This window comes from Clostridium sp. D33t1_170424_F3 (assembly GCF_015667585.1).
Lineage (GTDB): Bacteria > Bacillota > Clostridia > Oscillospirales > Acutalibacteraceae > Anaeromassilibacillus.
Map to the genome: position 1 here is coordinate 1 of NZ_JADPEG010000005.1, position 26,039 is coordinate 26,039.

General features: G+C 49.8%; 21 protein-coding genes, 1 tRNA gene and 1 pseudogene. 8 read left to right on the forward strand and 15 right to left on the reverse strand.

What is annotated here, in order from left to right:
* Positions 1-220: 220 nt before the first annotated feature.
* From I4V53_RS13865 to I4V53_RS04370, 4 genes are all read right to left on the reverse strand, one after another.
* Positions 221-790: a S8 family serine peptidase gene (locus I4V53_RS13865; RefSeq protein ID WP_207747836.1), complete on the reverse strand. Its 570-nt coding sequence runs from the start codon at positions 788-790 to the stop codon at positions 221-223.
* A complete protein-coding gene (locus tag I4V53_RS13870; RefSeq protein WP_207747837.1) occupies positions 774-1,418 on the reverse strand; it encodes a S8 family serine peptidase in 645 nt (214 codons plus the stop codon). Before I4V53_RS13870 ends, I4V53_RS13865 begins: the two co-directional genes overlap by 17 nt.
* A gap of 198 nt (positions 1,419-1,616) precedes the next feature.
* Entirely contained in the window at positions 1,617-2,786 is a 1,170-nt protein-coding gene (locus I4V53_RS04365) for an iron-containing alcohol dehydrogenase (protein ID WP_195984175.1), read from the reverse strand.
* A 79-nt stretch (positions 2,787-2,865) separates the two neighbouring features.
* Positions 2,866-3,447 carry a VanZ family protein gene (locus I4V53_RS04370; RefSeq protein WP_195984176.1) on the reverse strand — a complete coding sequence of 194 codons (582 nt, stop codon included), beginning with the start codon at positions 3,445-3,447 and terminating at the stop codon, positions 2,866-2,868.
* Positions 3,448-3,622: 175 nt separating this feature from the next.
* On the opposite strand from I4V53_RS04370, the gene I4V53_RS04375 reads away from it, so the two are divergent.
* Both I4V53_RS04375 and I4V53_RS04380 read left to right on the forward strand, forming a co-directional pair.
* Positions 3,623-4,057, forward strand: a complete 435-nt coding sequence (locus I4V53_RS04375; RefSeq protein WP_195984177.1) for a GtrA family protein — start codon at positions 3,623-3,625, stop codon at positions 4,055-4,057.
* Between the two features lie 41 nt (positions 4,058-4,098).
* The gene (locus I4V53_RS04380) at positions 4,099-5,481 is read left to right on the forward strand and encodes a glycine--tRNA ligase (protein WP_195984178.1); all 1,383 of its coding nucleotides are present in this window, start codon (positions 4,099-4,101) and stop codon (positions 5,479-5,481) included.
* Positions 5,482-5,527: 46 nt separating this feature from the next.
* On the opposite strand, the gene I4V53_RS04385 is transcribed toward I4V53_RS04380, so the two are convergent.
* The 3 genes from I4V53_RS04385 to I4V53_RS04395 all read right to left on the reverse strand — a co-directional run bounded on the left by I4V53_RS04385 (position 5,528) and on the right by I4V53_RS04395 (position 8,198).
* Complete coding sequence (locus tag I4V53_RS04385) at positions 5,528-6,628, reverse strand: DUF3298 and DUF4163 domain-containing protein (protein ID WP_195984179.1); 1,101 nt, start codon at positions 6,626-6,628, stop codon at positions 5,528-5,530.
* Between the two features lie 111 nt (positions 6,629-6,739).
* On the reverse strand, positions 6,740-7,462 hold the full coding sequence (gene ymfI, locus I4V53_RS04390; RefSeq protein WP_195984180.1) for an elongation factor P 5-aminopentanone reductase: 723 nt from the start codon (positions 7,460-7,462) through the stop codon (positions 6,740-6,742).
* Positions 7,463-7,475: 13 nt separating this feature from the next.
* The gene (locus I4V53_RS04395) at positions 7,476-8,198 is read right to left on the reverse strand and encodes a 16S rRNA (uracil(1498)-N(3))-methyltransferase (protein WP_195984181.1); all 723 of its coding nucleotides are present in this window, start codon (positions 8,196-8,198) and stop codon (positions 7,476-7,478) included.
* 289 nt (positions 8,199-8,487) lie between these two features.
* Between I4V53_RS04395 and I4V53_RS04400 the strand changes: the two genes are divergently transcribed.
* The 4 genes from I4V53_RS04400 (at position 8,488) to I4V53_RS04415 (ending at position 12,383) form a co-directional block, all read left to right on the forward strand.
* Positions 8,488-8,563 (forward strand) — tRNA-Pro (locus I4V53_RS04400).
* A gap of 207 nt (positions 8,564-8,770) precedes the next feature.
* A complete protein-coding gene (locus I4V53_RS04405) occupies positions 8,771-9,172 on the forward strand; it encodes a KilA-N domain-containing protein (protein WP_195984182.1) in 402 nt (133 codons plus the stop codon).
* A 51-nt stretch (positions 9,173-9,223) separates the two neighbouring features.
* Positions 9,224-10,471, forward strand: coding sequence for a class I SAM-dependent methyltransferase (locus tag I4V53_RS04410; protein WP_195984183.1), 1,248 nt, complete (start codon positions 9,224-9,226; stop codon positions 10,469-10,471).
* A 1-nt stretch (position 10,472) separates the two neighbouring features.
* A complete protein-coding gene (locus tag I4V53_RS04415; protein ID WP_195984184.1) occupies positions 10,473-12,383 on the forward strand; it encodes an ATP-binding protein in 1,911 nt (636 codons plus the stop codon).
* Between the two features lie 330 nt (positions 12,384-12,713).
* On the opposite strand, the gene I4V53_RS14260 is transcribed toward I4V53_RS04415, so the two are convergent.
* From I4V53_RS14260 to I4V53_RS14265, 5 genes and pseudogenes are all read right to left on the reverse strand, one after another.
* Positions 12,714-12,803 (reverse strand): hypothetical protein, encoded by a 90-nt coding sequence (locus tag I4V53_RS14260; protein WP_502709354.1) that lies wholly within the window; start codon positions 12,801-12,803, stop codon positions 12,714-12,716.
* Positions 12,775-12,930 (reverse strand): cysteine-rich KTR domain-containing protein, encoded by a 156-nt coding sequence (locus I4V53_RS04420; protein ID WP_502709355.1) that lies wholly within the window; start codon positions 12,928-12,930, stop codon positions 12,775-12,777. The genes I4V53_RS14260 and I4V53_RS04420 overlap by 29 nt, the downstream gene beginning before the upstream one ends.
* Positions 12,927-14,030, reverse strand: a complete 1,104-nt coding sequence (locus tag I4V53_RS04425) for an alpha/beta fold hydrolase (RefSeq protein WP_195984185.1) — start codon at positions 14,028-14,030, stop codon at positions 12,927-12,929. Before I4V53_RS04425 ends, I4V53_RS04420 begins: the two co-directional genes overlap by 4 nt.
* A gap of 13 nt (positions 14,031-14,043) precedes the next feature.
* Complete coding sequence (locus tag I4V53_RS04430; protein WP_195984186.1) at positions 14,044-14,694, reverse strand: TetR/AcrR family transcriptional regulator; 651 nt, start codon at positions 14,692-14,694, stop codon at positions 14,044-14,046.
* A gap of 331 nt (positions 14,695-15,025) precedes the next feature.
* Positions 15,026-15,175 (reverse strand): annotated as a pseudogene (locus tag I4V53_RS14265) (relaxase/mobilization nuclease domain-containing protein); the annotation flags it as partial.
* A 329-nt stretch (positions 15,176-15,504) separates the two neighbouring features.
* On the opposite strand from I4V53_RS14265, the gene I4V53_RS04435 reads away from it, so the two are divergent.
* Positions 15,505-16,137, forward strand: coding sequence for a CatA-like O-acetyltransferase (locus I4V53_RS04435; protein ID WP_195984311.1), 633 nt, complete (start codon positions 15,505-15,507; stop codon positions 16,135-16,137).
* 210 nt (positions 16,138-16,347) lie between these two features.
* On the opposite strand, the gene I4V53_RS04440 is transcribed toward I4V53_RS04435, so the two are convergent.
* Complete coding sequence (locus tag I4V53_RS04440; protein WP_195984187.1) at positions 16,348-19,125, reverse strand: PAS domain-containing hybrid sensor histidine kinase/response regulator; 2,778 nt, start codon at positions 19,123-19,125, stop codon at positions 16,348-16,350.
* A gap of 292 nt (positions 19,126-19,417) precedes the next feature.
* Here I4V53_RS04440 and I4V53_RS04445 point away from each other — a divergent pair, with 292 nt between their 5' ends.
* A complete protein-coding gene (locus I4V53_RS04445; RefSeq protein ID WP_195984188.1) occupies positions 19,418-20,878 on the forward strand; it encodes a GntR family transcriptional regulator in 1,461 nt (486 codons plus the stop codon).
* 180 nt (positions 20,879-21,058) lie between these two features.
* Here the strand turns inward: I4V53_RS04445 and I4V53_RS04450 are convergent, their stop codons facing one another.
* On the reverse strand, positions 21,059-25,669 hold the full coding sequence (locus I4V53_RS04450) for a hybrid sensor histidine kinase/response regulator (RefSeq protein WP_286167028.1): 4,611 nt from the start codon (positions 25,667-25,669) through the stop codon (positions 21,059-21,061).
* Positions 25,666-26,037, reverse strand: coding sequence for an Hpt domain-containing protein (locus tag I4V53_RS04455; RefSeq protein WP_195984189.1), 372 nt, complete (start codon positions 26,035-26,037; stop codon positions 25,666-25,668). Before I4V53_RS04455 ends, I4V53_RS04450 begins: the two co-directional genes overlap by 4 nt.
* Positions 26,038-26,039 lie beyond the last annotated feature (2 nt).

The window sequence follows — 26,039 nt, forward strand, 5'->3', positions numbered from 1 at the left end:
AAAAAGTAATGCCCCTTTAGGGGCCCGCCATGAGTCAGTAATGCAGTTGGCCGACCCATTCGTGGCCCCTTCAGGGGCGTTGTCTGTATCATGCCCTTCTAGGGCTTTCCCAAGCCCCCGGCTTTGCCGGGGGTCCTGACTAAGGCAAAAATGGATACTGTGATTTTGCGATATAATTCACTTCCGGAGAAGTTGAAAGGGAGTCCGTTGGTTTTAACGGTCATATACTCGAACGCCGCAGCCGGTTCATCCGTTCAAACATGGCGTGCACATTCAGCATACCGCCGGTCGATACCTTACCGGCAAGATAGGGCGTCTTGACCGCGCTGGATAAGATGATGTCCTTCAAGTCTGAAGTTGTCAGATTGGGCAGATACGATTTTAACAGAGCCGCCGCGCCGGCGACATGCGGCGCCGCCATGGAGGTCCCGTTCTGCGTGCTGTATTCACGTTGCAGGCCTAGGCTCAGAATATCGGTTCCGGGCGCTGCAAGATCGACGCTTTCCGCCCCATAATTGGAAAAGCGGGCCAGGGTATCGTCCGGAGTGGTTGCCGCAACGGAAATAATGTTATCGCAGTCATATGAAGCGGGGTAGACGGGGGTTATATCGTTGTCCTCAGCGGAGTTTCCCGCCGATGCGATAAACAGGCCGTTATAATGTTCAATCGCGTCCTTCAGAGCGCGTGAATAGCCGCGCCCGCCCCAGCTGGCATTTAAAATAGGAATGTTGAATCGGTTTGCGAAAGAGATTGCCGCAATGGCGGAAGCCGCGTCAAGTCCAAACTTCATGGAAACGACCTTTACATGCTGGCAGACGCCCGTAATGCCGATGCAGTTGGTTTCCTACGGCTCCGACGGTACCCGCGACATGCGTCCCATGTCCGTCAGTATCGATAGAATCCCGATTGTTATCGGCAAAGTTCCACCCGTTGGTCAACCGCCCGTTTGGGGAAACCCACATATTCCTTCGGATGTCCGGATGATGGAAATCGATACCGGTGTCGATCACACCGACGGACACTTTGGAACTTCCCGTTGTATAATTCCAGGCCAAAGGCGCGTCGATTTTCTGTGTTCCCCAAAGCTGGTTGTAAAGCGGGTCGTTGGGGACAGCATGCAGGTTTTCCATATAATCAGGTTCCGCATAGTTGATAGATGGATTACCCGCCAGCGTTTCAATTGCATCGAGGACCGCCGAAGGATGTTTGTTTTTCAGATAAACCAATAAGATGTCTCCTGTGTCGTTTTCCCCGTAAACCTTTTCCGAGTGGAACAGGAGTTCCACTTTTTCATAGTCGAGCCCATCTAAAATGCGGTGGAGGTCGTATCTGGGCCTGGTGGACGGACCGCTGTTACGATTTAAGGCGACAATGACTTTTCCCGCCGCGTAAGAACTGCCGGATGTATCGTCATACAAGGTGAAATCCCCCTTTCTGGTACTTATGTCATCTTATGAAAGGGGTTTTCACTTCGTTACGGGGAGACGGACAAAACAGTCAATGGCAGATTCTCTTCAGAATACGGAGCCATGCAAAGCAAAAAGAGAAGCGGCAGGGATCATACCCGCCGCTTCTTTTTTATTATATGGAATATAAATATTTTGAAATAAAATGGATTACCGGAAGGAATCTTCCAGAATTTTCAGCGCGTCCGCATCGCTCAGCGGGACCGGGTCCACGGCGTACAGGCCGCCCATGGTTTCACGGGCGTTCTTCGCGTATTTTTCCAGTTCCTCGCGTTTCATACCATAGCCGCTCATCTGAATGTTGTCTACGCCGCAGGCGGTTTGCAGTTCCGCCAGAGCGGTCACAAAGTCCATCGGGCTGGCGGCGTCCGCCTTGCCCAGCGCCTTTGCCATTTGGATCATGCGAGCATCGCATTTGCCGGTGTTCGCAAAGTAGGTGTAATAGGCTTTGCTGATGGAAATGAGCGCCGCGCCGTGCTCAAAATTGGGATGATAGGCGCTGATCGCGTGGGCCAGGCTGTGCTCGGAAATACAGCCGGAGGTGGATTCCACCATGCCCGCCAATGTGTTGGCAAGGGCCACGTCGCCGCGCGCTTCCAGATCGGAGCCGTCCTGGACTGCTTTGGCAAGGCTTTTGCCGATCAGTTCGATCGCCTTCAGCGCGTACATGTCGCTCATCGCAAAGGAGGTGTTGTTCAGGTAGCCCTCCGTGCTGTGGAACAGCGCGTCAAAGCCCTGGTAGGCGGTCAGCTTCGCGGGGACGGAGACCATCAGCTCCGGGTCCACAATGGACAGGACGGGGAAGGTTTTGTCATAGCCGCCGCCGATTTTTTCATTTGTTTCCGTCTTGGTGGTGACGGTCCACGGGTCGGCCTCTGTGCCGGTGCCCGCGGTGGTTGTGATGGCGACGACCGGCAGCGGGTCGTTTGGAACGGGGAGACCCTTGCCTGTGCCGCCGGAGATATAATCCCAGTAATCGCCCTCGTTTGCCGCCATGATGGCGATGGCCTTTGCCGCGTCAATCGCGCTGCCGCCGCCCAGGCCGATCACGAAGTCCACGCCGTTCTGCTTGGCCAGCGCGCCGCCCTCCATCACATGGTCCTTGATGGGATTGGGCAGAATTTTATCAAAGAGCAGGTGTTCCACACCCGCGCGGTCCAGCTGTTCCTCCAGACGGCTGAGATAGCCGAACTTTTTGACGGACGTGCCGTTGGTTGTGACGATGAGCGCCTTTTTGCCGGGCAGCTCCTGCTTGTGCAGTTCGTTCAGCATCCCGTTTCCAAACAGGATGCGTGTGGGCATGTAATAACGAAATGTCATAGATGAAGACTCCTTTCCTGCGGCGCACGGATTGCGCCGTGTCACTGAAAGAAGTATAGACCTTAAAGTGCACTTTAAGTCAAGTGTTTTCGGTGGATTCTTCAAAATTTTTTATTGGTGCATTTCCCAGCAGCTTTCTCCAGAAGGGCTTGTCCCGCAGGAAGCAGTTCAGCAGGGCAAAAACAAGGAAGCCCAGGACGCCGCCCAACAGGTTCATAATCACGTCGTCTATATCTGCGGCACGCCCGGTGAAATACTGGAACGTCTCGATGAAAACCGTGCAGCACAGGGAAAACGCTGCGGCAGACCACAGGCGGCGCAGGGATTTGAAGACTATCGGCGCCAGGAAACCCAGCGGCACAAACATCAGGATATTTAAAATCAGCTGCTCAATCATTCTCGCCCAGCCCATCTCATAGGTCTCCGTGATCCAGATAAACGGCTGTAAATTGAGGAGATAATACCCCGGGTTAAAATTGATGCCGCCCACGAACAGCGTGGCGAAGAGGACGATGCAGCAATATACCAGAAAGGCGTAAACCGTCAGATGGCGCAGCATGGGAAGCTTTTCCTTTCGGTGCGCCAGACAGACAGGCAGGTAAATCAGCAGGGACAGAACGCATGCAACCGGCAGTCCGAACAGCAATATGCCAAAGACCATGGGGAATCCTCCTGTTCTATGTGTTATCTGTATTATATAATATAGTACAGACAGAATAGCATATTTGGTCGTGTCCGTCAAGGGAGCGGCCCGCCGATGGAAAACTTTGCGCTTTTCCTTGCAAGAGGCGCTTTGGAATGCTACACTATAAGAATATGAAAAGGATGGGGTGCAAGTGGAACGGCTCAAAAAGCTTTGGAACTTTCTGACCGCGCCGGAAATGGTGCTGTATATCACATTCGGCGTGTTGACCACCGCCGTCAATATCCTTTCATTCGGACTGCTGCGGGACGTCCTGCATTGGGAGCTTCTGACGGCCAATACGCTCGCCTGGGTGCTTTCCGTCGCGTTCGCATTCGTCACCAATAAGCTGTTTGTGTTTCAAAGCAAAAGCTTTGCCGCCAGAACGCTTTGGCGGGAGGTGGCGTCGTTTGCAGGCGCGCGGCTGCTTTCCCTTGGGGTGGATACCGCGGGCATGTGGCTGCTGGTCCGTCTTCTCTCCTGGAACGACTGGCTGGCGAAGGTCATTATGAACGTCATTGTAATTGTGTTAAATTACGTGTTCAGCAAGCTCTTTGTTTTCAAAGACCCGCATTCCCCTGCAAAATAAAACGGAGCGCAGCCAGCGCCCCGGACAATGGAGGATTTTACATGTTAGCAACAGAAAAAACCATGGAAAAAATTGTGGCGCTCTGCAAGAACCGCGGCTTTGTCTACGCCGGTTCGGAAATCTACGGCGGCCTGTCCAACAGCTGGGATTACGGCCCTTTGGGCGTCGAATTCAAAAACAACGTTAAAAATGCTTGGAAAAAGAAATTTGTGCAGGAGAGCCCCTACAACGTAGGGCTTGATTCCGCCATTTTAATGAACCCGCAGGTGTGGGTGGCGTCCGGCCACGTGGGCGGCTTCTCCGACCCGCTGATGGACTGCCGCGACTGCAAAACCCGCCACCGCGCGGATAAACTGATCGAGGACTTCACCGGCGAGTCCGCGGACGGCTGGAGCAACGAGAAGATGATGGATTTCATCAAGGAGCACGAGATCAAGTGTCCCGACTGCGGCGGCTCCAATTTTACGGACATCCGTAAGTTCAACCTGATGTTCAAGACCTTCCAGGGCGTGACGGAAGACGCGAAGAACGAAATCTATCTCCGTCCGGAGACGGCGCAGGGCATCTTTGTCAACTTTGCCAATATTCAGCGCACCACGCGCCGCAAGGTGCCGTTCGGCGTGGCGCAGGTCGGCAAGAGCTTCCGCAACGAGATTACCCCGGGCAACTTTATCTTCCGCATCCGCGAGTTCGAGCAGATGGAGCTGGAATTCTTCTGCAAGCCCGGCACGGATCTGGAGTGGTTTGAATTCTGGCGCTCCTACTGCCGCGACTGGCTGCTTTCCCTCGGCATGACGGAAGAGAACATGCGGCTGCGCGATCACGCGAAAGAGGAGCTTTCCTTCTATTCCAAGGCGACGACGGACATCGAGTACCTGTTCCCGTTCGGCTGGGGCGAGCTGTGGGGCATTGCGGACCGCACGGACTACGACCTCAAGCAGCATCAGGAGCACTCTGGCAAGAGCCTGGAGTACTTTGACCAGGAGGCCAACGAGCGCTATATCCCCTATGTGGTCGAGCCGTCCCTCGGCGCGGACCGCGTGGCGCTGGCGTTCCTCTGCGACGCGTACGACGAGGAAGTGGTCGACGCGGAGAAGAACGACGTGCGCGTCGTCATGCGATTGCATCCGGCGCTGGCGCCGTTTAAGGCCGCTGTGCTGCCACTCTCCAAAAAGCTGAACGAGAAGGCGCAGGAGGTCTATGCGTCTCTGACCAGGCATTTCATGGTGGACTATGACGACGCCGGTTCCATCGGCAAGCGCTACCGCCGCCAGGACGAGATCGGTACGCCGTTCTGCATCACCTACGATTTTGACAGTGAAACCGACGGCTGCGTCACCGTGCGCGACCGCGATACCATGCAGCAGGAGCGCGTGAAGATCAGCGACCTGACCCATTACATCCTGAAAAAGATTCAGTTCTGATTAAAACAGGGCATGGAAAACCCCCGCCAGACCGGCGGGGGTTTCGTTATGCTTCCGTGTACATGCGCAGCACTTCGTCCTGGCCGTAGACAACCAGGCACCCGGGCACATCGTTTTGTATGGCGTCCAACAGGTCATAGAGGGAGATGTATGCGCCGCCGTTGGCGTACGTGACGGCATATTCCTTGCCTGCGATCATGCAGGATTCGTTTTTGATTGTCGCTTCCACGCCGCACAGGCGCGCAATTTCCGGCATGGGGAGCAGAACGGTCGCATCGCCGTTTTCGTTGAGCAGCAGTTTGCGGCTCACGCTGGTATCTTTACCGTTAACGCGCACGCTGCCGCGCTCCGGGGTGTGGCGTAGAGGGACGACGGTTTCTCCCAGTTCGCTCAACGGGATCGGGATGCGGATCAGACCCGCCGCGTACGGCGCAATATCGTAGGGCTGGTAGTAGATCACCAGCTGATCCCCGGAAAGATAGTAGGAAAAATCGCCGTTTTGCTCCTGAACGGTCTGCACCGCCCCGGCGATCATGGATTCATCCAGATCAAAACTCCGAATGGTTTCCTGAATTTTGGCTGTAGCGGTTTGCACCGCTGTGTCCGGATTTCGGAACAGATCGCGGAAGCCGTAAAAAGCGCCGGTTGCCGGATCCAGATTGTAGGACGTGATCCAGTGCATGCCGTGCGCCCCGCCGGTGTAATCCTCGTTCAGCATGCAGACGGAGAGCAGGCCGTTTTCCTGATAATCAAAGACGCTCCGATAAAAAAACGGGCTTTCCGGAGGCTCAAAATAATCCTCCAGAATCTCAGCGATTTCCTCCAGATCGGCGTTTTGCTGCTGTCGGATTTTGTCGTTTAGTTCCTCCGCGCCGGCAAAGCCCGCAAAGGCCGGCGTGACCACTTCACGCTGGATATGGTCCACGGTCTGGCTGACTACGGTCACCTTAGGCGCTTGAATGGAGGACGTTTCTTCCTGTTTCGGCGGCTGGGAGGAAACAATGATGTCCGGCTCGCTGGAAACAATTTCGGAAGAGGGAGCGCCGGATGAGACGTCTTCCTCAGGGCTTGTACAACCGTATCCAAACAGGCAGATTCCCGCTGCCAGAAGCAGGGCAAGCCCGCGTTTGCAAATTATTTGTTTCAATGTGCTTCCTCCGCTCTGACAAGTTTTTTATGAATGTATTATACGAAACGCGGCCTGAAAAGGCAACCACCGTTACACAAATGTAAACCCTGGTCAACAGTTTGTTAACAATTAGATGACCATACCGCCGTTGACGCCCAATACCTGGCCGGTGATAAAGGAGGCCTGATCGGACGCGAGAAAGCGGACCGCGTCCGCCACCTGTTCCGCGGTGCCAATGGCTTCCAGCGGCGTTTCCTCACGGAGCGCTTCCAGGGTTTCCGCGCCGAGCAGGTCGTTCATCTCCGTGGCGATGACGCCGGGCGCGATGCAGTTGACACGAATCTGCGATGGGCCAAGCTCCTTTGCCAGTGCTTTGGTCAGTCCGATCACCGCCGCTTTTGCCGCGGAATAATGGACCTCACAGGAAGCGCCCACTTGTCCCCACATGGAGCTGATGTTGACGATTGCACCTCGCTTTTCATGGATCATATGGGGCAACGCCGCCTGACAGCAGAGAAATACACCTTTCACGTCCACCGCGAATATGCGATCCCAGTCCGTATCCGTCAGGTCGGTAAACAGCTTTTGCTGCGCGATGCCCGCGTTGTTGACCAGCACGTCTACGCTGCCCACGCGGGTAAACATAGCTTCTACCTGTGTGCGGTCGGCAACATCCGCCTGTACGGCGAGGTGTTCCAGTCCGTTGATATGGTGGAGCTCTTTGCAAAGCGCTTCCGCCTTGTCACGGCTGGATCGGTAGTTGACCGCCACACGAAATCCGTCCTGTGCCAGTCCCCGTGCGCATGCCGCGCCAATGCCGCGCGCGCCGCCGGTAATCAGTGCAGTTTGCATGTCCAATCTCTCCTCACATGTTGCCGCTGGCCAGCATAATCGCGGCCAGCGCCGCAATGGGAGCGGTTTCCGTACGCAGGATCCGCGGGCCGAGGGTGGCTATTTTTGCGCCGTGCTCCTTTGCAAAGGCGACCTCTTCCTCCGCAAAGCCGCCCTCCGGACCGATAAAAATGGAGACAGAATGGTCTTGCGGGTGAACCAGAGAGGCAATGCTTTCCCCGCCGCCCTCATAGAAAAAGAGCAAAACGCCCTCCTGCGTGGCGTCCAGAACCGCGTCCTGGAATTCCATTGGCGCCGCCACCTGCGGGATCACGCCGCGCCCGCTCTGCTTGGCGGCTTCCTCGGCAATCTTCTGCCAGCGTTCGCCTTTTTTCCTGGCCGCCTTTGCGTCGGGCCGGGAGATACAACGCGTGGTCATTATGGGAACAATCCGGCTGACGCCGAGTTCCACCGCCTTCTGCACAACCGTATCCATTTTGTCCGCCTTTGGAAAGGCCTGATACAGCGTTGCGCGCACGGAAGGCTCGCTGACGCTGCGGCAGAAATTTAAAACCCGCACCGTGACGGTTTCCCCATCGATACGGTCGATCTCACAGTGATAGTCTGTCCCGATGCTGTCGCATAAAATCAGATTTTCTCCGGGATGCATCCGCAGGGATTTGGCGATGTGCTTTCCGTCCGCGCCGGTTAAAACGGCGGTTTCCTCCGGAACGTAGTCGATAAAAAATCTGGGCATGCGGGCAACATCCTTTCCTTATATCTGTAAACTGTGTGATCACATCGTTCTGTATGATGCAAATAATGCTTCAATAACCGATAATCGGTTGCAGTATCGCTGCTATTATAGCATGCCGGCTATAAAAAATACAGACATGGGAAGTTGTTTCCCAACGGGATATTGACTTTTATCAGCATTTTGCATATAATAAAAAAGCTATTCATCGGAGAGGCCAAAAGGAGTGGTTTCATTTGTGGCCGCTCTTAAGACATCACAACGATAAAATATATAAAGAGTTGGAATATAACGGGGTGTAGCGCAGTTGGTAGCGCGCCTGCTTTGGGAGCAGGATGCCGCAGGTTCGAATCCTGTCACTCCGACCATAGGACAAGTTTCGACAGAAAGTGTCGTGACTTGTCCTTTTTCGTGCTTAAAACACCTAAAATACGCTGTTTCAGGTACTATACAAGGCTATTTTTGCTGTTATTCATCAGATATATTTGACTTTACTCGAAAGTGTGTAATACAAACATCACTTATATTTGATTTTTCAAGCGCCATATGATATAATTCTCAAAAGAGGTGGCCACATGGATGATCATACTTTGATAATAGATGGCATTAAATACTGGAATCTTACTCACTCTTCTAAATTAAAATGCAAAGATAAATTGCCCGCCCATGTAATACAGAGTTGGCTTCGCCAGGATACAACGATAGAATTCATGATTTTATGGGAAAAAGAAAATAATCCGGATTTTAATGGAAAAGCGGCAAGAGAGTTACAGAAACGATTGCATACAACTTCCTTTACTCTAACTCCGAAGCAATGGATTATAAACACAAACGCGAAGGGATTGGTTTCAAAAGCGGGAAAAAACGGCGGCACTTATGGAGTGGAATTCTTTTTGTATGATTTTGTGGCTTGGATTTCGCCACACTTTAAATATAATTTATTTCGAGGCTTTATTTCTTTTAATATTATAAAATGATATATGCTTTCTATATTTTTAGATGAAAGATTTTCGAGAGGAGTATTGACGATGACTTTAGCAGAAAAGCTGAGTGCCTATACAGAAGAATACTGGGATTTTTCTGAATATAGAAATGTGACTCCACTTGTGAGATACCCAGCTGTTATGGTTGCCCCTATGCAGGCCTGTATACTTAAAGAAATTATTAGTGCAGATAATACAATTAAAGAGGTACTTGATCCATTCTGCGGTTCTGGCATAGTGTTGCAAGAAGGGAAAAAACTAGGTCTTAATGTGACAGGCTTTGATATAAATCCATTGGCCACACTTATTACCCAGGTTCAATTAGAAGGATTACCTGCCAATGTAACACCTATTAGTATAACTAATCTACATTCCCGGCTGGCTCTTTTAGTAGGGAATGTTACCCCTTTTAACTTTAGAAACATACAAAAGTGGTTTAATGACGATGTCATTCTTTCCTTGAGTGTTATTCGCCAAGCTATACTGGGAGAACCGAACAGTCGCATCAGACGATTTTTTTGGTGTTGCTTTGCTGAAACAGTAAAAAAATTTAGCAATACAAGAACATCTACATTTAAACTCCATGTCAAAGAGCAAGCACAAATTGATAGTACTGTAGACGATTCCATTGAATATTTTAAATCCCACATTCAAGAAAATTACCCAAGGTTAATAAAGAGCGACGCTGGGGAAATCTGTATTAGATGCGGAGATTCAAAAGAGTTACTAAATTTAATCCCACAAGAATCTATCGATTTAATTTGCACATCGCCCCCATATGGTGATAATCATACAACTGTTACATATGGGCAATTCTCAATTTTGCCTATTCTTTGGATTGATAAGAACGATTTAATGATCTGGGATGATAAGCTACTTGAAACGTTTACTGCGATAGACTCTTCCAGTTTAGGCGGGAAGATTAAACGAAAAAAAGACGGCGATGCCGAGTATTGCGAATATGTCTCGGGGATATCGGCTGATAAGCAGAAGAAAGTCATATCCTTTCTTTCTGATTATGAAAATATTTTCAACTTGTTGGCAAAATCGCTAAAGCCAGGGAAACTATTAGTTTTGACTCTTGGGAATCGCCGTGTGGATGACAAGGAGATACCATTTGATACTTTTAATGATATGCTGGCCAATAAATATGGTATGGAATTAGATTCAACGATAACCAGAAATATCGTTGGGAAAAGAATGCCGTGTAAAGTATCTAATATAAAAGAACATGGCGCGGTGAAATCAATGAGCAAGGAATATGTAAAGATATATAGAAAAAGGAGTGAATGAAATGGCAGAACAACAATTTATAATGAGTTCATCTCAAATTGCCGAAATTATGGGAACTGTCGGGAGCCCTCTTATTGTTGTTTCAGAATTACTTAAAAACGCAGTTGATGCCTCAGCCGAAAATATAGATATTTATTATGATCGAGAGGAGCAGTCCATTGCCGTAGAGAACGATTATAAAGGGTTCACATTCGAAGAAATAGAGAAACTATCACATCCTGGCACTTCAACAAAAAAGCAGGCTACTAATCTCACGAATGATAAAGGTATGTTTCTAACCGGAAGCAAAGGTTTAGGCCTACTATCTGTATTTTTACTTTGCGAGCGTGCTGAAATAATTACAGCACCGAAAGATAAAAAAGTTTATAAGATTATACTCGATAAGGCAAAGGGAACAGTTGAACAATTTACAACAGATCAAACTTCTGAGAAGGAGTTCACAAAAGTACTTCTTAAAAATGTTGATAAAGAAATTGTAGACTTTCTTTCATCTGAATCTGAAGTAAGGAAGTTGCGTCATGTTTGTACCTATCTTTACAAAAAAGATTTGGTGCCGTTCCCTACGATAAGGTTACATATCTTTGGGCAGCCTGCGCAAGAAATCAATTTTTTTTGTGATTTTCCTTCTATGTTGTATGATGTCCATTTCAATTATCGAAAAGCTAATCATGCCATTTACTTCAATTGCGCGTCTCCTGGAAAAAATATATGCGAGGACGAAGTGGTTTTTGATGATTTCCAATTGCAGAAATTACAAGAAGTCATGTTAGTCAAATATGGAATTAAAGAGACTATTCCGACTCGCTCGAACGAACTTGCGTTTTCGGATTTTACTACGGTTCCTGATTTTGAAGGCCGGATTCTTGTATATGAGAAAAGCATGGCTGGTGCTCAACTAAAAGCTTATGGGGCTGGCGTGAATATTTATGTTAATGATTTCGCATTATATAACTATTTAGCTGAAGAAAACGATTGGTTAGGACTTGCAGATTATTCTCAGCGTAAAAAAGTTACGCGTTTAAAGCCTCATAATGTTTTCGGCTACGTTAACTTCCCTTGCTTCAATGAAAACGAAGAGAAATTAAAGATTTCCAATGAACGTGCAGATTTTATACAAGATTTTACCTATAGCAAATTGATGTACCTGTTAAAAGGCGTTGTAATGTTCGCAATTTTCAATATTGATGTTGCTGATAAGAATCCAAAATATAAAGAAGATTCACATCAAGGAAATCCTGATTCTCAAGAAAGTGATCCGCAGCAGAAAACACCAACAGGCGATAGTGGTGCTGACGCTGAAGGACACTCAGGTCATGAGTGCGACGATAAAGAGAAAGAAGGTGCGGGGTCTACATATTCCGGTAGTAATGGAAATGGAAGTGAAGAAGAAGCTCAGGGAAATGAGGGTACCCCATATTCACCTGATAATGTATATAAGCCGCAAAAGCTGGAACAAAAAAATCTGGTTTTTACAAAAGCAGAAAGTGCAGTAATTAAAGCCCTCATAAATCACGATGATTTGAGTAATAAGATCTATAACGTGACGTTCGAATTATCTAAGTTGGACTTGCAGGTTCATAGACATTCCAACGCATATTTGTATAGAGCATTATTGGAAAGTGCAACAAAATATCTATCTCAACAACAATCTCAAGTTAGGTTTGATAATAGCAGCTTAGAAGCATCTATTGTTAGTGCGCTGAACTATCTTAGAAATCAATGCAGAAAGGGAAAGCCTCTATGTAATAAGCACAAGGATGTCCAGATTTGGAAAGATACTGTAACAAAGAGAAAATTAATTGATGCGCTTAATCAATATGTGCATAATGAGCAGCCTGTGGATGCGCTATTACTTCAGGAGACATGGAATAGTATGAAAGGATATATTATTGCGTGTTTGACAATTCAATAGTTGAACTGTCGAAATTTTGAACTCACAAGTGAGATGAACGCAAATTTGCAACATTTTTTTCTGTATTGCAAACTTGCGCTTAAACTGTTACTCTTTTTGAGTGAATTCCACAGTAAAAACCGCAATGTAAAAAATAATTGATATTGAACCTGAAATTCTCATTTTCAGTGGGCATCTATTTTGTAGCTGTAACACAAATGTTGAAATCTGTCGAATAAAGCAGTTTTGCTTTGTCGGCAGATTTTTGTTATAATTAATATTAAATAACAGCACTGTGTTACATCCAAAACAGCTACCGCTGTTTTTTGAATGACAAGATATGTGTTTGTGCTACGAAAAAGATCCCCTCAACAGCATCCTATCCTGAAATCTACATCCAGCGTCCGGCTCTTTAATAAGAGTCATATTCAGCTTTTCCACATGGATAAGGGTTTTCTGTTTGCACCGGGGCAGAAGAGGGGAAGTTTTTTAACTCCGTTTCCTCTCTAACCATCGTGCGGGTTTTGCTTTGGCAAACAGGGCAAAGCAACCATTTCTCATTGTTCATACTACGCCCCCATTCTGGTAGTTTGCTAATTTCGGCGCAATTTCCTCTAACAATATGCGGTCAAATTCTGCCTTGCTGCTAAGAAAGGGCATATGGTCTGCGTCTGGAATTGAAAAAATCTGTTTATCTGGCGCCACTATTTCATCAAAAAAAGTCTTTGCCAAAAGATAAGGGCTGTTATAATCATTTGCCCCCATTATGTAGTATACTGGAACTTGATAATCAGTTCCGTAATTTCTCATGTCAGCTTCGTTCATTAAAAACTGTACTATGCCCCCTTGATAATGAAACACATTAAGCTGGTTGAATATAAATGAATTTTTTAGCTCGTTAAAGGAATAATACGGGGTTGCTAGTATGCGGATTACATCGCCTAAACCCATATTTACAGAAAGTCCGTACTTGCTTTGGTATGTTCTTACTGTTATCATATCTGCCATACAGCTTGAACCGTATTCCGATGGCGGATATGGCGCAACAGCTTCCAGCGCCTTGATGTCTTTTTGATTCCCTGCCGCTTTCGCCATTTCAAGCGTCTTTTCATAGCCCACGCGCTCATTGTCCGCCATATTAATGACCTGTGCAATCCCAATGTATGCGATGTAATCCTCCGGATAGGTTTGCACAGCCATAGTTCCCAGAACCGTCCCCCAGCTATGGCCTGCGAGGATAATTTTCTCCTTGTTGAACCGTTGCTTCAGATATGCCGTCACCTCTTGGACATCTTCCAGAACACGCTCCGCGCTCATGGTCTGCAAAACTGCCGCCGGATCGTTCGCAAAGTATGTTTTGCCTACGTTGCGTTGATCCCAGTTCACCACAGTAAAATCATTTTCCCACGCATACTGGTACAGATGTAAAAGTGGCATCATCGAATTACCAGGGCCTCCATGCACCCATAAGATGATGGGGTTGTCTACGTTTTGTCCCCGGATATATAATGCCTGCTGTATGCCGCCGATGTCTACCATTTCCATGCGGTCTATGCCGGGAGCTTCGATTTTATGGCTCATTCGTATAATTGCAGGGGCTATCAGCCGCAAACCTACAAACGCCAGAATAAAAGCAGCAATCAGTGAGCAAAGAGTGATTAACAGCATTTTTAATACCTCCTTATGAATATTCTTCTTTTCTATAAAAGTCGCTAATTGAATTTACGGTTTCATCTTCAAGTATATCAACGCCTAATTGTCTCATAAGATATTGCAAAAATTGAAATCGTTTATGAAGTGTGGGAAAATCGCCCTGAAATACATCCGTATCACACCAAAAATTTAGGAGCAGCAAAAGAACCTCTGCGCATTCATCTGGAAACGCCGTAGAAATGCTTCTATCTTCTATGCCTTCTCGTATAACATCTGCTATTATTGGTGCAAGTTTTTCCAAATTGTTCTGTGTAAAGGCTAGTGTAATTTGTGGGCTTTCTATCGCACTTGAAATCATGTTACTGGACTCTTTAATTATCTTTTCATCCATTAAATTCCGATTAATTAAACCTCTCAGTTTTTCTTTTGCTGTAAGTCCGTGCATTTCGTCAAGCCATTGATTTACAGTTTCTATTATTTGTTCAAACTGCTTTTCCATAACCGCATGAAAAATATCTTCTTTAGATTTGAAGTGATGAAAAATCCCACCCTTTGACATTCCCAAAGCGTCTACAATATCCTGCATACTTGTTTTATCATATCCTTTTTCAGCAAACAGCTTTGCAGAAACGGTGATAATATTTTCAATCGCTTGCTTGGGATTGTTCTTTCTGGCCATCATATACCTCCTTATACAATAAAAACCGACCGTTGGTTTTTATTGTATAAGCTATTTCTGTTCCTGTCAAGTAGCGTTGCATTTATGGAAAAGCATGGCAACGCAATAAAACTTGGTGGTTAGGCGGGGTTTAACTAGACTAATGCGGCGTTCCCCTAAATACAACCCTAGGTAAAGTTGCCATCTTTATCGGCCTTGATTATGCCGGCAAGCAGGGCAAGTGTGGTCACACTTGCTATTTTCGCGCCCTGCCTGGCTGTGAAAACGCTTGTTGGAGAGTTCCCCAAACCCCGCTGGACTTTGTCCCAAAGTCTTGTCTGTGTTACCGCCGCTATCGCGTCTGTTCCTTATTTTTCCGCTCGTCCGTATGGTCGCGCAGATGGTCTATATTTGCCTTCACCGCCACGGCCTCCCGCATCTCCAGTTGGGCCGACCTGTACTCGGCATAGAGGGCCTTTTTCTTTTCCGCAAGCTCTCGGCGCTATTTTTTCAGCGCGTCCACTACAAAGTGTCTTGATGGGATTTGAGTATCCTAATCAAGGGCACTTTATTTTTATACGCAAATTCTTGCCGCGACCGTCGCTTTTTGCTATACTTTAAATAAGAAAGCGAAGTCATAGGCGAGTTTGCGTAGAAGTAAAGCCAAAATAGTATACTGCTGGTGAAAAACCGGCCTTTTGCGAAGATGACCGCAATGACAGCGGTTTTTCTATATGCTATCATGCTTTAAAATCTGGATAACGATTTTTAAAGGGAATTAAAAAATACAGCTTTTATAAAGCAAGAAAGGAGGAATGTAAATTGTCCTTTATGCGCATCGATTATGATCAATGGGAGCGTAAAGAATTTCTGGAGTATTTTCAAAACACGGCGATCTATATGACAGCTCTGGTTGATATATCCACACTATATAAAGAGGTTCAGCAGCGCGGCATGCGGCTTTACCCGGCGCTGGTTTACTGTGCGGCAAAAGTGATCAATCAACACCCGGAATTTCGGTATGCATACGATGACCAGCAAAACGTGGGAGTCTGGGATTTGCTGCATCCCTATTATACCGTGCCAAGAAAAAATAACCGCATGCTTTTTTCTATGAAGTGTACTGAGTTCACGTTTGATTTTCCTGCGTTTTATGCGGACTTCCTGCGGGATTATGCGCTGGCCGAGGAGTGCGGCAGGCTGCTTTGCGATGAAAGCTTGCCCGAAAATATCTGCGGTATTTCCATTGTCCCGGGACTGCAGTATTCTTCATTCAGCTTCGGTGGGAGTCCCAAAATGGATTTTACGCCCTTTACGCTGTTCGGTAAGTTTGAGCGGCAGGGAGGGCGCGTTCGGCTTCCGGTCAGTGGAGAGTTTTCTCATGCGGTAAATGACGGGGCGCATATCAGCCTGTTCTTCCAGCAGCTTGAAAAGACGGCGAATCAGCTTTTTTACAATTTATAAAGCGCGCGAATCCACAGATGCAGGTCGAAAGAGCCGGCAGGCCATGTGAGAGGAAGCGCTTTTGACAGGAAGTTTTGATAGATGCACAAATGGACCGGCCCCGCCTTTCGTTCCATCGGAGCGAAAGGCGGGGCCGGTTTTATAGGAAATCCTGACGGTGTGAAAGATTGAATAAGGGTTTCTTTGCAGTTACAAATGCATCTGTATGTTTTAGCAAATCCACTTTTGCAGAACCTCCAACAGATGATTGATTTCGATCGGTTTTGCAATATGGCCGTTCATTCCAGCGTTGCGGGCTTTTGCCACATCCGCGGCAAAAGCGTCGGCGGTTAAAGCAAAAATGGGGATGGTCTGTGCGTCGCTGCGGTTTAAAGAGCGGATCGCTTCGGTGGCCTGATAGCCATTAAGAACCGGCATCTGGATGTCCATCAGAATTGCATCGTATGTACCAGGAGAGGAGACCTCAAACGCATCCAGCGCCTTTTGGCCGTTTTCTGCGGAGTCCACGATCATATTCTGCATTTCGAGAAGTTCAACCAGGATTTCGCGGTTTATATCGTTGTCTTCCACCAACAGCACCCGTTTTCCGGATAGCATCGGGCGGCTTTTCTGCTCTTCAGAGTCTGTGGCGTCTGAACTGCCGGTTGAGAGAAACAACTGCAGAACCTGCAGCATTTTTGATTTAAAGAGTGGCTTTGTGATAAAAGCGTCAGCGCCCGCCTGCAGGAAATTTTCTTCAATATCGGAGTAATCATATGCGGAAATAATGATGATGGGGACATCCTTACCCAGCTTTTTCCGAATCGCTTTAACAGTATCCAGCCCATCCATTTCAGGCATTTTCCAGTCGATGATGACGGCAAAGAAATCATTGTTCCGGTTGTGCGCCTCAGTTACACGGTTTAAGGCCTCCATCCCGGACAGGACCCAAGATCCCTGCATCCCCAACTCATTCAAAAGTGCCGCGGCGTTTTCACATGTGACGGGATCGTCATCCACGACCAATACGGGCAATCCCTGCAGCTCGTTGCAACAGGCTTCTTTTTCCAGGCGTAATGTCATGGGAACCGATACGGTAAATGTACTTCCCGTGCCCAGTTCACTCTGGACATTGATCGTCCCGTTCATCATGCGTACAATATTTTCCGTAATGGTCATACCAAGTCCGGTGCCTTGGAGCTTGCTGATGCGGGGGTCCTCCGCCCGCCAGAACGGTTCAAAAACCAGCGGCAGATATTCACGGGAAATCCCAATACCGTTGTCCGTACAAATGAACTCATATTGGCTTTTTTCGGCCCCCTGCATGTACAACTCGTTGATTCGCAGCGTGATAACGCCGCCCTCGGGGGTGTACTTAATTGCGTTGGACAGCAGGTTCATTAAAATCTGCTGCAGGCGGTCCCCGTCCGCAATGACCGTTTCGTGCCGCACCTGGCCAATGCTGATTTCAAATCGATGCTGTTTTTCCTCGATCAGGGGGCGGCACATATCTGTTACGCTTTGCAGCAAATTAGACAAATTGACTTCTTCCAGCGTCAAGTCGATTTTGCCGCTTTCTATTTTGGACATATCCAGAACCTCATTGATCAGGCTGAGCAGATGCCGGCTTGAGGTATCAATCTTATTTAAACAGTTGCGCACCTTTTCCGGCGCCTGAAGGTTTGTCTGTGCGATGGCGGACATGCCCAGGATGGCGTTCATCGGTGTACGGATATCGTGGGACATGGAAGAAAGGAAATTGGTTTTTGCCAGGCTTGCCACCCGAGCCGCCTGATAGGCGTCTTCTATAGCCTTGCGCTGTCTGGCCTGCTCCTCGCGTTCCTGCGTTACATCGATGCCGACACTGTAGAAAGAAGCGATGCCGTCCCAGATGTCCTCGCTGCTCACATAGCTATATGTGAGCGTCAGAATTTTAATGTTTCCGTTGCGGGTCACAACGCGCCCTTCTATAATGGTATGTTCGCCAGTTTCCCTTGAACGCTGCATGGCGCTGACTGCACGGTCAATGTCGTCCGGATGCATATAGGTGCATTGAGAATGCAGTTCCGATTCGAACTGCTCCTTTGTATAGCCGATCAATTGCAGGAATCCACCGCCGTACCATAGAATGGTACGCAGGTCCCGGGCGTCAACCCGGGCGAACCCGCCGGGGATCGTACGGAGAATCGCCTCCCGTTCCCGGTCTTTCTTTGTCAGTTTATATTCCAGGCTGTAATTGTCGTGAGAGAGTTCCAGACGGGCCCTGTGTCCCTTCCAGTTCACAATACGGTTTTTGATCAGAAAGGTGCGATCCAACAGAGGGTTAAAGAATTCCCACTCATAAAAGGTGTCTTCCGTCAGCAGTTTATTGGTGCAGAAGGGGCAGGGAGAAGATCGGCCCTGGATGACCTCATAGCATTTCCGGCCGAGCGCCTCCTTTAGAGGGAGGCCCAAGACCTCGCAGGAAGATCGATTGAGGTACAACAATTCGTAGGTTTGCATATCGGCAATATAGACGTTTCCCATGTATTCGTCCAGCATCCAGGGGAAGTACGATGCTCTTTTCTTCAAAAGCTGCTGTTCTTCCGCTTCTGGGGCCGCCGCTTTGCCGCTGTCCTTACAGACGGCATAGCACTGTGTGGAACCGTCTGCGTCGTTTTTCACAAAGGCGATTGAGAGACAGCTCCAGATAAAGAGGCCGTTTTTCTGCGGCAGCCGGACTGTCATCTCCATGCCGTCTTTCGCGGTGCGGTCCAGTTCGCTTTTCAGTAGGGCAAAGTCGTTTGGGTATTTTGCATAGTACCGGCGCAGCGTTTGAAAGTGATACTGGTAATCCTCTGACAAATAGCCTGTTTTATGAAGAAACTGCTCGTTTGCCCACAGGATGGATAAATTTTCATCCAACAGAAAGGCAATCGCCGCAAAATTCATTATATTCAAGATGTTACAGAATTCTCCGGATACATTTGGCTGTTTCTCAGGCAGCTCCGCCCTGTTTGGATGATCCATGAACCATTCTCCTTATTTGAAATAGCTTTATCACAATTTATGTATGACAATGATACCAGTTGTAAAACAATGATACGCCGGAACCGCAGATTTACAGGTTTCCAAAAGAGAAAAAGATATCGTACACGACCGGCTGCGGGAACATTATAAGATCACATTACAATTAATCATAAGTATAGCAAGAGTTGAAAAAAATAGCAATGACTGTCTGAGCCAAACGGAAAATATAGAAATACGGCGGGGAGAATGCTATACTATGTATCAAAATGGTTGGATACACGGAGGGGTAGATTTGGAAAATTACACAGGTGAATATATGGAATCGCGCCAGATTGTCTACCGGGTTTTGCTCACGCAGATTCAATTTGGGGTGTATCGTTACCGTGACACGCTTCCTACCCTGATGGATGCAAGTAAATGGTTTCTCGTTGCAATTGATACCGTACGCCCGGCCTACGGCCGTCTGAAGGAGGAAGGGTATATTTCCCTCTCCACCAATGTCGGTGCAAGGGTACAGGTGCGATACAGAGAAGAAGAAGTCGAAAGATTTATCCAAACTTATTTTGCGAGCCGGAAAAGCGCGCTGCTCGACCTGAGCAAATGCATACAACCTCTTTTTGGAAACGCCCAGTGGGTGGGCCTCAAAAACGCATCTCCAGAGACGCTGTGCTGTATCGAGAATATCGCCCGATGCGGGCTTCTGCCGCCGTATACCGCACTGCGGCATTTATCGTACAAGTATGCGTCCCTGGGGAATGACCTCCTCATGCGCATCGCCTGGCAGATGTTTATGTTTTATCAGGCACCGTTTTTCAGCCTGACGGAAAACCTGCAGTACTTTGACGCGCTGACGGATTACGTGCCGGGCGTCGTGCGCTTCTGCCGCGAGAAAAACTGGGAAGCGCTTCAAATCCATATAGACGCGTTTCAGAGCCAGATTACCAGTGCGTTGGAGCAATTTTATAGAACCGGAGTGACAATGCCTTCCCCGGAGCAGGAAATCGGCTTTTGCTGGAATACGTATAAAAAACCTTCTCAGCTTTGTTATTCTCTGGCGTGGGAGCTTTTGGTGGAAATTTGCCGCGGTATGTATCCGGTTGGCAGCCGTCTGCCCACACAAAAGGAATTGATGGAAATGAAGAATGTCTCCAGCATTACGCTGCGCCGTGCGCTCGACGTTCTGCGGTGTATCGGTGTGGTCAGACTGGAAAGGGGAGCGCGGCCGCAGATTCTTTCTCCTACGGAATGCGCGGAAAACTGCAATTTCACCAAGCCCTCCGTACGCGGCCGTTTAATGGATTTTGTCCAGAGCTTGCAACTGCTTGCGCTCTCCTGCAAGGCGGTCAGCATGCTGACTCTTCAGACGATGGGAGCGGAAGCGGTTGACCAATGGAACCGGGAATGGCATATGTTGAAAGACAGGGGGGCGTATGTCTCGCTGGTTTATGTTACCCTCGATTTGGTTGCACGGTTTTCTCCTTATCAGGCGATCCAAAGCGTCTATTCGGAGTTGTTAAAGCAGCTTTGGTGGGGATATCCCCTGCGCGGGTTGCACGGAAATACCGAAACGGTCAATGCGCTGTATGCTCCCTATTATGAATTCATGACGGAATGCCTGCAGCATTCCGACGCAGCCCGCTTTTCCGCTAAACTGGAGGAACTTCTGCTTTACGAAGTCCGGTTTGCGGCGGAGCATCTGGTGCAGATGGGCGTCGAGGAGGCCGGGAGGATATTGATTCCGGAGAAGAGCTGAAAGAATAGGGATGAAATCCGTGTGATAGGCGTCCTGTTTCAAGAAAAAGGCCATGCGGCAATCAAATAAGCATGAGGAAGTCTCCAAAACAAAAGCAAAACGCCCGAAAAATCCGTTTGCAGCTGGATTTAACGGGCGTTTTTTTGTCCCAGAGGGAAATTCTCTGTGCAGCCTCTTCTATCATTTTTGCAGCGCCTTGTCCAAGGCGACCTGCAGGACGTTCATATCGATTGGTTTTGCAACATGAGCGTCCATGCCGGCGTCCAGAGCCGCCTGGATATCCTCGGAGAAAGCGTTGGCGGTCATGGCGATAATCGGAATGGCCGCAGCGTCTTTTCGATCCAGGTTCCGAATGGCGCGGGCCGCTTCATAACCATTCATTCTGGGCATCTGGATGTCCATCAGGATCGCGTCATAGCGATTCGGGGGCATTTGTTCCACTGCGTGTACCGCCTGCAGGCCATCCGTCCGGACGACCGCCTGGGCGCCTTCCAGGCTGAGCAATTCACACAGGATTTCTGCGTTGATGGCATTGTCCTCCACGACCAGGAAGGTGCGGCCAGCCAGCGGATTGCGTTTAACTGTGTTTGAGGGGCTCATGCCGGACGTTTTTGTCCGGACAGTCGGCGCATCTTCACATTCCAGCTCTACCCGGAAGGTGGAGCCCCGGCCGACCTGGCTCTCCACAGAGATGGTCCCTTCCATTAATTCCACCAGACCCTTGGTGATACTCAACCCCAGCCCCGTCCCCTCGACCTGGGCCGCGGCGCGTCCGCGGGCGAAGGGGGAGAAAACGTGATCCAGAAACTCCGGCGTCATTCCGATTCCCGTGTCACAAATGGTAAACCGGTAACGGATCCATCCATTTTTGACGGGCGGGACCTCCTCCGCCAGAAAGTCTACCCGACCGCCCTCCGGCGTGAATTTAACGGCATTGCTCAAAAGATTGATCAGGATCTGGTTGATACGCAGTGCGTCCCCGAGAAAGCTCCTGTGGGATACCCGCGCGATCCGCGCGGTAAAACGCAGCCCGGCCTCCCGGGCCTGCGGTTCGATAATTGCGGTAAGCTGCTCGATCAGGTCCGGCAGGTCAGCCGGCATATGATTCAGGGGGACTTTGGACTGTTCAATTTTGCTCATATCCAGGATGTCGTTAACCAGGCTCAGCAAATGCCTGCTTGAAACGGAAATCTTTTGCAGGCAGTCCTCCACCCGCCTGGGATTGTCCAGATGGGCGCGGGCCAGCGTTGTCATCCCTATAATGGCGTTCATCGGCGTGCGGATGTCGTGGCTCATGGTGGACAGAAAATCGCTTTTGGCCCGGTTGGCCTCCTTTGCCAGTGCGAGCGCGTTTTCCAGGTCCTGTTTGGACTGCCGTTCCGCGGCAAGCATTTCCGTCACATCCGCGCGTACCATACAAACCATGCTGTGGTTATCATCGCCCCACAGGATATTGATCTGTTTGTATCGCAGCCCTTTTTTCGATCGGTAAGGGAAAACAAAATCATAACCGCCGGGCTGTTCCGAAAGCCGCTGCAAAATGGTCGCGGTGCGGAACTGTTCGATGATTTCTTTCCGATTTTCTCCTGTGCCGAATTTTTCGGTAAAGCTTTCCAGGTTATCCTCATAGCGCTCTATCACGTAAGGGGCGAGGTTTTCCAGCACCGTTTGGCGGGTATACATGGTAAACCGTCCGCTGCTGATGTGAAGAAGCTCCATATGTTCAAACGTGTAGGCCATCATATTCAGGAGGCTCTGTTCCTCGCGCACAGACGCCGTAATGTCGGAGCAGACCAGACAAACCCGCCCGAGCCGCAGGTCCACGGCGGATACGGTCATATTTTTGGTCAGTATATCTCCCTTTTCGGTGATCAGGGAATAGGAAATGGTATAGGGGTTTTCCTTCTGCAGACGCCGCCGGATTTCATCCGGACCCAAGGCGGCTGCATACCGTTCCCGGTCCTTTGGCGCGACCGCCTGCCGCGCCATATCGGCAACCCGTTCGGAATGGCATCCGTGGGAGGGCGGCGTACATTGGGCGTTCCGGCTGCAGGTCAAAACGGTGAAGGAATCCTCTGTCAGGTTCAGATCGATGACATAATCGTAGCTGGTGACGGAGAGCTGGTGCAGGATCCGGTCGGATATGGTTTGCTCGGTGATGTCCGTCACTGTCAGAACGCCGGTGATATCTCCGGTGTCCGGCGTTTCCACCAGATTGACCTTAAACTGAACGTAGCGTCCGTGGGGTTCCCTGGGCAGCTTGATAAAGCATTTGAGAATCTGTTCTGTTTCGTGGCGGAAAAATGCTTCCAGAGCGGGCTTGTTGAGATACAGATTTAAGAAGGCCTGCCGTTCGGCTTCGTCTGCCACGAGGCTTGCAATGCCGGTGAAGAACGCCTCGCGGTTTGTACCAAAGGTTTGCAGGAGATCCGAGCCGGTGTAGTCCAGAATTTCCAAAATGCGGTTTTGCGTGATATTGCAGTGCCCGAGGATAAGCTCGTTGGGGCCGGCCATGCGGTAGTGCTGAAGCAGGAGGTTTTCGTATTGACGGCGGATTTGCTCTTTTTCCTCCACTGACGCGCTGATGTCGGTATAAACGGAATAAAGCATGAGGCTTCCGTCGCTCAGCCTCCTGATGGACAAATTGCTCTTGATCCAGAGATATCCCCCGCCGCCCAGCTGCAGGCGGCCGGTAAGCTCGCAGCGATCGCCGCCGGAGGCAATACAGTGCTCCAGCTGCTGCTGGATGTTCGCCACGTCGTCCGGGTGAATGCCCGCGAGGGCGTCGTGCTTGTACAGCCGGGTCGCTTCCTCCAGGCTCATGCGAACCATTGCGGCAAAACCGTCGGAGATAAACTCGGTGGTCATTGCGCCGTCCGGCTCCATGTGAATGACGGAGACCCCGCCGGGCAATGCATCCACTACGGTGCGGAAGTACATCTCCAGCCGCTCCTTTTCCCTGTGGGTCAGGACCTCCTGGGTGACGTCCCGCACAAATTTTACATAGGCGGGAATCCCGTTCCAATCCATTTCCCGGAAACGGGTGCTGAAAAACCGGTTGGAATCCTCGATCTCCATCAGATGCTCCACGCCGTCCGCCGCGCGGCTTTTCAGTGTGCAAAACGCGCAGGGCGCGTCCTTACCCTGCAGGGCCGCGTAGCACTTTTGCCCGATGCAGTTGCTGCCGTTTGAAAAAGCGTGCTCGGATTCGTTGACATACAACAACTCATAGCTCTTTTGGTCAATGACGTAAATTTCATCGCCGGTGTCGTTGGCGATGCTCTGGAACAGGCGGGCTTCCGGCGGCATGCCGGTAAAAACGGCGTAAAAGCGGCAGGCGTTGGAAAGAGGGCCAATACGCCGGCCGTTCATGTGAATCCAGATCAGGGTTCCGTTTTTATGACGCGTGCGGTAAGAGAGGTCCAGCGCCTCGCCGCTTCGGACGGCGGCCTCTGTCGCGGTGAAAACCCGTTTCCGGTCCGGTTGATAGACGGTATTGAGCACGTCCCCGCGGAGGATGGCTTCGTATTCCTCCCGGGTATGGCCCGAGAGGGCGGCAACGCCATCGGAGAAAAAGCCGGGGACAAAGTGATTGTTTTCGATCCGGTAGCTGGCAATGCCGCCCGGAATGGAATTGACAAGGTGGTTCAGTTCCTGCTGGGTTTCCTTGAGCGCGGAAATGTTATGAAAAACGCAGTGAAGCAGAGGACAGCCGTCCTCCTCGCCAATCTGCTTTGCCTGCGCGCGAACCCAGACAATGTGCCCGTCGCGGTGCTGTTTCCGGAATTCAAAATCTGCCACGGTCTGGTTCCGGATCGCCTTCCAAACGGTTTCAACCACCATCCCAGTATCGTCCGGATAAGTCAGGATTGCGGCGTCGCCCTTGATCAGCTCCCGGTATTCCTGTATGGTATATCCGGAGAGCTCCGGCACGCCGTCGGAGAAATATACCGTTTCAAAGATATCAGAGATCTTGTAAATGGCGACGCCGCCGGGAATCGCGTTGATAATGTCGTATGTCTGTTTATTTGCGTCGGTCAATTCCTGCTCCAGCCGCTTCTGTTCGCTGACATCGCTGTAAACGCCGTAAAGCCGTTTTTTGCCGTCCTTATGGATGTGAAGAGACGCGCATAGCTGAATCCACCGGTATTCCCCGCGGGTATCGTTCCAAAGCCGGTAGGTTTCCCGTAAAAATCCGCCGTGCCGGATCAATGCATCTGTTTTTTTGCGCAAAGACTCCAGGTCTTCCGGGTGGACGCCCAAATAGGAGGTTTCCTGTTCCACGCTGCGAATATGCGCTTCGGAGTAGCCCATGATCTCATAAAAGGCCTGATTGTGCAGAAGCGGGGAAATACGGCTTTCCTCAACCTGGTAAATGCACAGGCCGCAGGGGAGGCCGCCGAGGGTTTCCCGCAACGGCTCTTCGAGCGCTGCTTTCGATTGATCCTCCGCTTTTTGACGGACCGCTTCCTCCAGATAGGTGATGAAAGCATCCTTACCGTCCCATTGGATGCGCTTTCCGGTGCGCCGGTACACGCGGTTGCTGCCGGGATGTCGGTATTCCTGAACGGGTTCTGCGGATGCGTCCGTCCCCGCGGGGACGGCGTAAAAACAGGGAAAGGAGGGTTGCGCGGTAGGTTCTGTCCCGTTGATCGCGGGAAACCAGTCCTTTGCCAAACGGTTGGCGTAGAGCAGATTTCCGTCCACAGCTGCGTGAACAAAAACGGCGGACGGCGCGCCGTCCAGTATCGCCGTCATCTGCTCCATGGAAAACAGACCGCCCGCTGTCATACCGGATCCCCCCTTTTCAGGTTTTGCCGGAAGGCGTCCGCTTTCTGGTATTCTTCCTGAATCACCCGGTACAGGGCCGGATAGTCGCTCCGTACCGTTCCGGCGCGCAGCGGCTCCACAATGGCGCAGACCGCCGCGTAAAGGGGAGCCAGGCCCATGTTTCCGGAAATCCCCTTCAGGGTGTGCGCCGCCTCAAAGGCGGCGTTCAGATCTCCGCCATCCAGTGCAGCGCCCAGCTTTTGCAGGCTTTCATCCTGGAAAAACATGTCCAGAAACCGCAGGTACATCGGTTGACTGCCCATAAAGCGCCTCATGGTGGCCTCGTAATCGGCGCCATAGACGGCAAAGGCGTCTTTTAATTCCTGCATCT

Coding starts and splice junctions, on each gene's coding strand:
- I4V53_RS04405 (WP_195984182.1), top strand. CDS start 8,771: ATGGATGATCATACTTTGATAATAGATGGCATTAAATACTGGAATCTT.
- I4V53_RS04380 (WP_195984178.1), top strand. CDS start 4,099: ATGTTAGCAACAGAAAAAACCATGGAAAAAATTGTGGCGCTCTGCAAG.
- I4V53_RS04450 (WP_286167028.1), bottom strand. CDS start 25,669: ATGACAGCGGGCGGTCTGTTTTCCATGGAGCAGATGACGGCGATACTG.
- I4V53_RS04425 (WP_195984185.1), bottom strand. CDS start 14,030: ATGCTGTTAATCACTCTTTGCTCACTGATTGCTGCTTTTATTCTGGCG.
- I4V53_RS04370 (WP_195984176.1), bottom strand. CDS start 3,447: ATGGTCTTTGGCATATTGCTGTTCGGACTGCCGGTTGCATGCGTTCTG.
- I4V53_RS04455 (WP_195984189.1), bottom strand. CDS start 26,037: ATGCAGGAATTAAAAGACGCCTTTGCCGTCTATGGCGCCGATTACGAG.
- ymfI (WP_195984180.1), bottom strand. CDS start 7,462: ATGCAAACTGCACTGATTACCGGCGGCGCGCGCGGCATTGGCGCGGCA.
- I4V53_RS04440 (WP_195984187.1), bottom strand. CDS start 19,125: ATGGATCATCCAAACAGGGCGGAGCTGCCTGAGAAACAGCCAAATGTA.
- I4V53_RS04435 (WP_195984311.1), top strand. CDS start 15,505: ATGCGCATCGATTATGATCAATGGGAGCGTAAAGAATTTCTGGAGTAT.
- I4V53_RS04430 (WP_195984186.1), bottom strand. CDS start 14,694: ATGGCCAGAAAGAACAATCCCAAGCAAGCGATTGAAAATATTATCACC.
- I4V53_RS13865 (WP_207747836.1), bottom strand. CDS start 790: ATGAAGTTTGGACTTGACGCGGCTTCCGCCATTGCGGCAATCTCTTTC.
- I4V53_RS04415 (WP_195984184.1), top strand. CDS start 10,473: ATGGCAGAACAACAATTTATAATGAGTTCATCTCAAATTGCCGAAATT.
- I4V53_RS04365 (WP_195984175.1), bottom strand. CDS start 2,786: ATGACATTTCGTTATTACATGCCCACACGCATCCTGTTTGGAAACGGG.
- I4V53_RS04410 (WP_195984183.1), top strand. CDS start 9,224: ATGACTTTAGCAGAAAAGCTGAGTGCCTATACAGAAGAATACTGGGAT.
- I4V53_RS04420 (WP_502709355.1), bottom strand. CDS start 12,930: ATGAACAATGAGAAATGGTTGCTTTGCCCTGTTTGCCAAAGCAAAACC.
- I4V53_RS04395 (WP_195984181.1), bottom strand. CDS start 8,198: ATGCCCAGATTTTTTATCGACTACGTTCCGGAGGAAACCGCCGTTTTA.